Here is a 6,734-nt window from a genome sequence, read left to right as displayed (position 1 = left end):
ACGGACCTTCGGGTACCGCCAGGCATCAGCAAGGCCGTGAGCAAATACCGCATCCGGTATAGCCTGATCGGCTTCAACTTCCGCAAGGAGTACTTCGAATACCTGGAAGTCAGGGATGTGGAGCTGCGCAAATACGGACAGCTGGAGGCGCAGGAGCTCCGCTTTGACGCCCGGGCTGGAGCAGACCAGCTCCTGATGCTGAGCGTATCGCTGCTGGCTTACAGCGAAACACGAATGGAGGAAGGCTATGTACTGCTGAACAGCAAGGCATTCAGTCCCTGCGGGATTATAGCTGCTTATGCGGCTGAAGAGCCGGGAGAATTTCCTTCGGGGCCGGTGAATATGGAACTTAACGAAGAACAGCAAACACGGGCAGCGTCCTTTAGTATAATGTGTTATGAAGGCAACAGGCTGCTGAGGGACTGGAAACAACGGAAAGAGACAGCAACAACGGCAACAACAAAAGCGCAGGCAAAGACTACCAGGAAGCGAACGGCAGACAAGGGCGGCCAGGCCGGATTCCCGATAGGGAAGCGCGTATCGTTTTCTTCTAAGGCATAGATTATTCTCTATTACAAATGGGGACACCCACTGGTCAGGTCTCCCTGATCAATAGTTGTCCAGCGAAATCCACTAAGATTTGCTTGTTTTCCGCACTTACAGACACCTTGTCGAGTTCGGAGAGGCTCTTGCGGGCATGCAGGTTCATCTGTTCTTCAGCAAGCTGCCTTACACCAAGCCTGTCATATATCGCCGTTACCGAACTGATCTTGCTTGCAGGGTCACATTCTACTACATTCAGCCAATAGTGAAGTTCTTCTTTATCCAGATCCTCAGCCAGCTCAATAGCTTTAATTAGCAGGAAGGTCTTTTTATTGGACAGAATGTCGCCACCTACCTGTTTGCCAAACTTTTCCGGATTGCCGTAAACATCCAGAATATCATCCTGAAGCTGGAAAGCGATGCCAATATTCACACCGAAGTTGTACAAATGCTCCGAGTCTTCAGGGCCGGCACTGCCGATTAATGCGCCGATTTTCAGACTACAGCCAAGTAACACTGCCGTCTTCAACCGGATCATATTCAGATATTGTGCTATGCTGACATCTTCTATCAGCTCAAAATTCATATCCGTCTGCTGACCTTCGCATACTCCGGCAGCAGTATCATTAAACACAGTTAACACATCCCTGAGGATTGCGCTATCTACAGCGTTCACCAGCGTCTTATAAGCCTCTACAAGCATTACATCTCCCGAGAGTATAGCTACGTTGTCATTCCACTTGGAATGGACGGTAGACTGCCCGCGACGAAGGGGAGCTTTATCCATGATGTCATCGTGCATCAAGGTGAAATTATGAAACAGCTCAATCGCAAGAGCCGGTTCGAGGGCCGCAGTAATATGTCCGCCGAACATATCGCAAGCCATCAACGTCAGCACAGGCCGCATTCTCTTGCCTCCTAAAGACATGATGTACGTTATCGGGTCGTACAGTTCTGAAGGAGTAACAGGATACTTCTTTTCAACGATCTGTTTGTTGATCAGATCCTGAAGTTGTGTAATAGAATACATGTATAATTTATTGAAGTAATTTAAAGTCAATTTGCCTTTTGGCCAGATCCACCTTTTTTACCAGGATCTGAACTTCGTCTCCCAGCTGATATTTTTTCTTTTTGCGCTGTCCGATGATACAATAATTCTTTTCGTCTAGCACATAAAAATCATCTGCAATATCCCGCAGGCGTACCATACCTTCGCATTTGTTTTCTTCAATCTCCACAAACATGCCCCACTCAGTAACTCCGGAAATGATACCGGTAAACTCTTTGCCAATATTATCCTGCAGGAATTCAGCCTGTTTGTATTTTACGGAAGCACGTTCCGCATCAGCAGCTTTTTTCTCCATCTGAGATGCATGCACACACATCTTTTCGTATTCTTCCTCGTTAGCGGAAGTTCCGCCATGGAGATAGCGTTCAAGGAGCCGATGGACCATTACGTCGGGCGAACGGCGGATAGGAGAGGTAAAGTGGGTGTAGTAGTCGAATGCAAGGCCATAGTGCCCCGATTTTTTTGTGGTATAAATAGCTTTGGCCATAGACCTGATAGCCAGATGCGTCAGCACATTCTGCTCCTTCTTTCCTTCTACGTCGGCCATCAGGTGATTCAATGATCTGGCAATGTCACGGTCTGATTTGGTACTGATTTTATACCCGAATTGTGCAGCGAACTGAACAAATCCCATGAGAGTTTGCTCATTTGGTGCATCATGGGCACGATAAACAAAAGTATATTTCTTTTTTCCTTTGCCCTTTTTAGCTATAAACTCTGCCACTTTCCTATTAGCAAGCAGCATATAGTCTTCTATCAGCTTATGTGCATCTTTACGCTCCTTGGTATACACCCCTATCGGTTTGCCCTGCTCATCAAGTTGAAACTTCACTTCTGAAGTTTCAAAACTTATAGCGCCCTGCTTGAACTTTTTCTCCCGCAGGATATATGCCAGTTCATTTAGTTTTAATATTTCTTCTTTCAGCTCGTCTGAGTTCCCTTCTATCACCTCCTGAGCTTCTTCATAGCTGAATCTTCTGTTGGAATGGATGACGGTTTTTCCGAACCACTGTTCAAGCACATTGGCATGGTTGTCTAATTCAAACACAGCGGAAAAGCAGAGCTTGTCTTCGTTTGGACGCAGGGAGCAGACTCCGTTTGAAAGTCTTTCAGGCAACATCGGTATCACCCTGTCTACCAGGTATACAGAGGTTCCCCGGTTAAAAGCTTCGGCGTCAAGCGCCGTGTCGGGGCGCACGTAATGCGACACATCCGCAATGTGGATGCCTATTTCGTAGTTGCCGTTTTCCAATACCTGGTAGGATATGGCATCATCGAAGTCTTTAGCGTCAGCAGGGTCTATGGTAAAGGTAAGTACATCGCGGAAGTCACGTCGTTTTGCGATTTCTTCTGCTGTGATCTCGTCTGGTATAGACTCGGCCTCTTTCTCGACCTCGTCAGGAAAGGACAACGGGAAGCCATATTCTGCCAGAATAGCGGTCATCTCCGTATTGTTCTCTCCCTGAACTCCCAGAACGGTGGTGATGGTACCTACAGGATTTTTAGCGCCATCGGGCCAGTCGGTGATCTTGGCAACCGCTTTTACTCCGTGTTCCGCTCCGTTGAGGTTCTCAAGAGGAATAAAAATATCCCTGAGCATCTTCCTGTCGTCGGGTATAAAGAAGGCGAAGGCGCCGTTAACCTTAACGATGCCGGTAAACTCCATCTTGAAGCGTTCAAGGATCTCAATAATTTCTCCTTCCTTTCGTTTGCCTTTCCTGTTGGCAAAAACATATGCCCTTACTTTATCGCCATTTAAAGCCGTGCCGACTTTTCTTGGGGCGATATAAATATCTTCCTCAAATTCATCATCAGTGATGATAAATGCGGATCCGTCGCTGGTCATCGAAACCTTTCCGGTAACGATGGTTTTCAGCTCTTTCAACTGAAATTTGCCTTTCTGAGGTTCAATAAAGATTCCCTTGCGGGTTTCTTCTTTTAGAACTACCAGTATAGTCTCCCGTGATTCAGGATCGGTCAGATTAAGTTTTGCAGCAATTTGTTTATAGTTCATGGGAGCATTGCCCCCCTTTTCCAATATATCGGTAATAAGCTGTGTAAAAACAGCTAATAGATGGTTGGATTTTTTCTTGGCCATTTTGTGAATGTATTATGTGATCACAACGTTTACATACGCCATAAAGTTCATGGTTATTTAAGCTGTGAAACCCTTTCTTTGGCAAGTTAAGGATTTTGATCTATGTTTTGTTCCCGCTTATTTCCATTTTGCCCGGAAGCGAGAAGCCGTACAGCGTGCTTTCGGGCAGCCGGACTCCCTCTGGTTTCGCTAAGTCAGGATGAATATATCAACTAAAGAATAAGTATGCCGGGTTTGTTGAGTAATGGGATCCGGACCATGTTCGATTCGACAATGCTCTCAGGAACAAAGATGTACTTTTTATCAAAAACCTGGCCGCCGATGTAGAAACTAAGGAGGTATTCATTGGTAAGGCCGAATACCTGCTCATCTATTGCTTCCACACGGGCGGTTGTTTTGGCGGGAATATTTCCCATGGAATGTCTTAGTATAGAGGTTTTTACGTCTACGCCATCTTTAATGCCATAACCTTTGGAAGATATCAGGACCGTGTCGAGACTCGTGTCCTTCAGATTAATAAGATAGACGTTCCACGAACGTCCCTGCGGACTGTCGCTCTCGAGAACAACTGCCATGCCGACATCTTGCACCAGGTTTTCAGGAAGATCTTTCTTCATTATTCTGTTATGTTTCAGATACGCTTTGACTTATTTCTTTTTAGCAAACTTGCGCGCTGGTTTCTTTGGCTCCTTCTCTGCAGCTTCTGCAAGAGCTTTCACTTCTTCAAACGTCAGGGCAGCAGCTTCCTTATCTTTTGGAATCTTGATATTGGCTTTCCCGTACTCGATATAGGGGCCCCATCTGCCGTTAAGAATTTTCACTGTCGGATCTTCATCAAAGGTCTTGATCAGTTTCTCAGCGTCTTTTTTACGTTTTTCCAGAATGATCTCCATGCACACTTCTTCTGTCACCGAATGGGGATCAACTCCTTTGGGCAAGGAATAGAAAGCACCGTTATGTCTCACGTAAGGACCAAAACGGCCGATAGCCACGGTCATTTCCTTCTCTTCGAAAGTGCCTACCTTTTTAGGTAGTTTGAAGAGCTCCATGGCTTCTTCGAGTGTAATCGATTCGATCATCTGGCCCGACCTCAGACTGGCATAACGAGGCTTCTCTTCTGCTTCAGTTTCACCGATCTGAACAAAGGGCCCGAAGCGGCCGATTCTAACAGATACCTTTTTGCCCGTTTCCGGATCAAGTCCGAGCTCTCGTTCCCCTCTTGCTTTTTCTGCATTCAGGATGGTGTTTTCCACTTCCTTATGGAATGGATTGTAAAAGGACTTAAGCATTTCCGTCCAGTTCTTCAATCCGTTTGCGATTTCGTCGAACTCTTTTTCTACGTTGGCGGTGAAATGGAAATCAACTATACCATTGAAGTGCTGAACCAGGAAGTCGTTTACTACAGCTCCGATATCTGTAGGGAAAAGCTTTGCCTTTTCGGCACCGGTAATCTCTGTTTTGGTTTCTTTAACCAGTTCGTTGCCGCTAAGGGTGAATACGCAAAAATCCCTTGATTTACCTTCTCTGTCTTCTTTCACGACATAACCTCTGTTTTGAACAGTGGAAATGGTAGGGGCGTAGGTAGATGGTCTGCCAATGCCAAGCTCTTCGAGCTTTTTTACCAGGCTCGCTTCTGTGTAGCGGGCTGGTGGACGGGTATAACGTTCTGTTGCTTTAATTTCGTGGCGACTCAACGGTTGGTCTTTTGAAAGAGGAGGGAGGATAGCATTTCCTGCCTCTTCGTCCAGATTTACTTCCTGATCATCGTCCTGAGATTCCATGTAGACCTTCAGGAATCCGTCAAATTTCATCACCTCGCCGTTAGCAACGAAGTTTTCGATTCGGTTGGATACTGTGATTTTGGCAGTGGTTTTTTCAAACCGGGCCTCGCTCATCTGGGAGGCGATCGCGCGCTTCCAGATCAGTTCATACAGGCGTTTCTCAGAATGGTCACCATCGATCGTATGCTGATCAAAATAGGTCGGCCGGATCGCTTCGTGGGCTTCCTGTGCTCCGGCTGCCTTTGTTTTATATTTTCTCTGCTGATGGTAGTTTTCACCATAAGCGGTGTTGATCTCATTAGTTGCGGCTTCGAGTGCGGTGTCTGACAAGTTAACGGAGTCCGTTCTCATGTAGGTGATCTTTCCTGACTCGTACAGGCGCTGTGCGATGGACATTGTCCGTGATACCGAAAAACCCAGCTTCCTGCTTGCTTCCTGCTGAAGGGTAGAGGTTGTAAACGGGGGGGCGGGGTTTCTTTTGGTTGGTCTGCTTTCTACACTGTTGACTTTGAAGTCGGCTTCCATACATGCGTTAAGGAATGCTGTAGCTTCCTGCTCTGTTCCGAAGCGTTCAGGGAGTTCTGCTTTGAAAAGTTCCCTGGCTTTTCCGGTGTTGAAGATCGCGGTGATCTTGTAAGCAGCCGTAGGAGTGAATTTGTTGACTTCTCTCTCTCGATCTACAATGAGGCGTACGGCAACGGATTGGACCCGGCCCGCCGATAGGGAGGGTTTGACCTTTTTCCATAAAACGGGTGAAAGCTCGAAACCAACCAGCCTGTCGAGCACTCGTCTCGCCTGCTGTGCATGGACAAGGTTGTAATCAATATTACGCGGGGATTCTATAGCCTTTAATATAGCCGGCTTAGTGATTTCATGAAATACAATTCTTTTCGTTTTCTCGTCCTTAAGACCTAAGGTCTCAAATAAGTGCCATGAGATGGCTTCTCCCTCGCGGTCCTCATCGGATGCGAGCCAGACCATTTCGGCTTCCTTTGCAAGTTTCTTTAATTCACTTACAACGGCTTTTTTGTCTGCCGGCACTTCATATTTCTGGGTAAAGTTATTTTCGGTATCTATCGCATCATCGGTCTTAACCAGATCACGGATGTGTCCGTAACTAGATTTGACCATGAAGTCACTACCCAAATAACCTTCAATGGTTTTTGCCTTAGCAGGGGACTCAACGATTAGTAAATTTTTAGCCATTCAGCAGATTGGTTTTTCTGCAAAGAAAGACATTAAT

Annotated in this window: 4 protein-coding genes and 1 pseudogene; 1 reads left to right on the top strand and 4 read right to left on the bottom strand. The window is 46.3% G+C overall.

Translation table 11 applies throughout. The features are described 5' to 3' along the window. Nucleotides 1–561, top strand: a pseudogene (locus tag ACKI5J_RS01300) (hypothetical protein); the annotation flags it as partial. A 34-nt stretch (nucleotides 562–595) separates the two neighbouring features. Here ACKI5J_RS01300 and ACKI5J_RS01295 read toward each other — a convergent pair. The 4 genes from ACKI5J_RS01295 to topA form a co-directional block, all read right to left on the bottom strand. Then, a complete protein-coding gene (locus ACKI5J_RS01295) occupies nucleotides 596–1,573 on the bottom strand; it encodes a polyprenyl synthetase family protein (protein ID WP_407425708.1) in 978 nt (325 codons plus the stop codon). Nucleotides 1,574–1,580: 7 nt separating this feature from the next. Next, nucleotides 1,581–3,710 carry a ribonuclease R gene (gene rnr, locus ACKI5J_RS01290; RefSeq protein WP_407425706.1) on the bottom strand — a complete coding sequence of 710 codons (2,130 nt, stop codon included), beginning with the start codon at nucleotides 3,708–3,710 and terminating at the stop codon, nucleotides 1,581–1,583. Between the two features lie 212 nt (nucleotides 3,711–3,922). After that, on the bottom strand, nucleotides 3,923–4,327 hold the full coding sequence (locus ACKI5J_RS01285; RefSeq protein ID WP_407425704.1) for a hypothetical protein: 405 nt from the start codon (nucleotides 4,325–4,327) through the stop codon (nucleotides 3,923–3,925). Nucleotides 4,328–4,357: 30 nt separating this feature from the next. Further along, nucleotides 4,358–6,697, bottom strand: coding sequence for a type I DNA topoisomerase (gene topA / locus ACKI5J_RS01280; RefSeq protein WP_407425702.1), 2,340 nt, complete (start codon nucleotides 6,695–6,697; stop codon nucleotides 4,358–4,360). Nucleotides 6,698–6,734: the final 37 nt, after the last annotated feature.

The organism is Arcticibacter sp. (assembly GCF_045629565.1).
Lineage (GTDB): Bacteria > Bacteroidota > Bacteroidia > Sphingobacteriales > Sphingobacteriaceae > Arcticibacter.
This window is presented reverse-complemented; position numbering and strand designations above follow the sequence as displayed.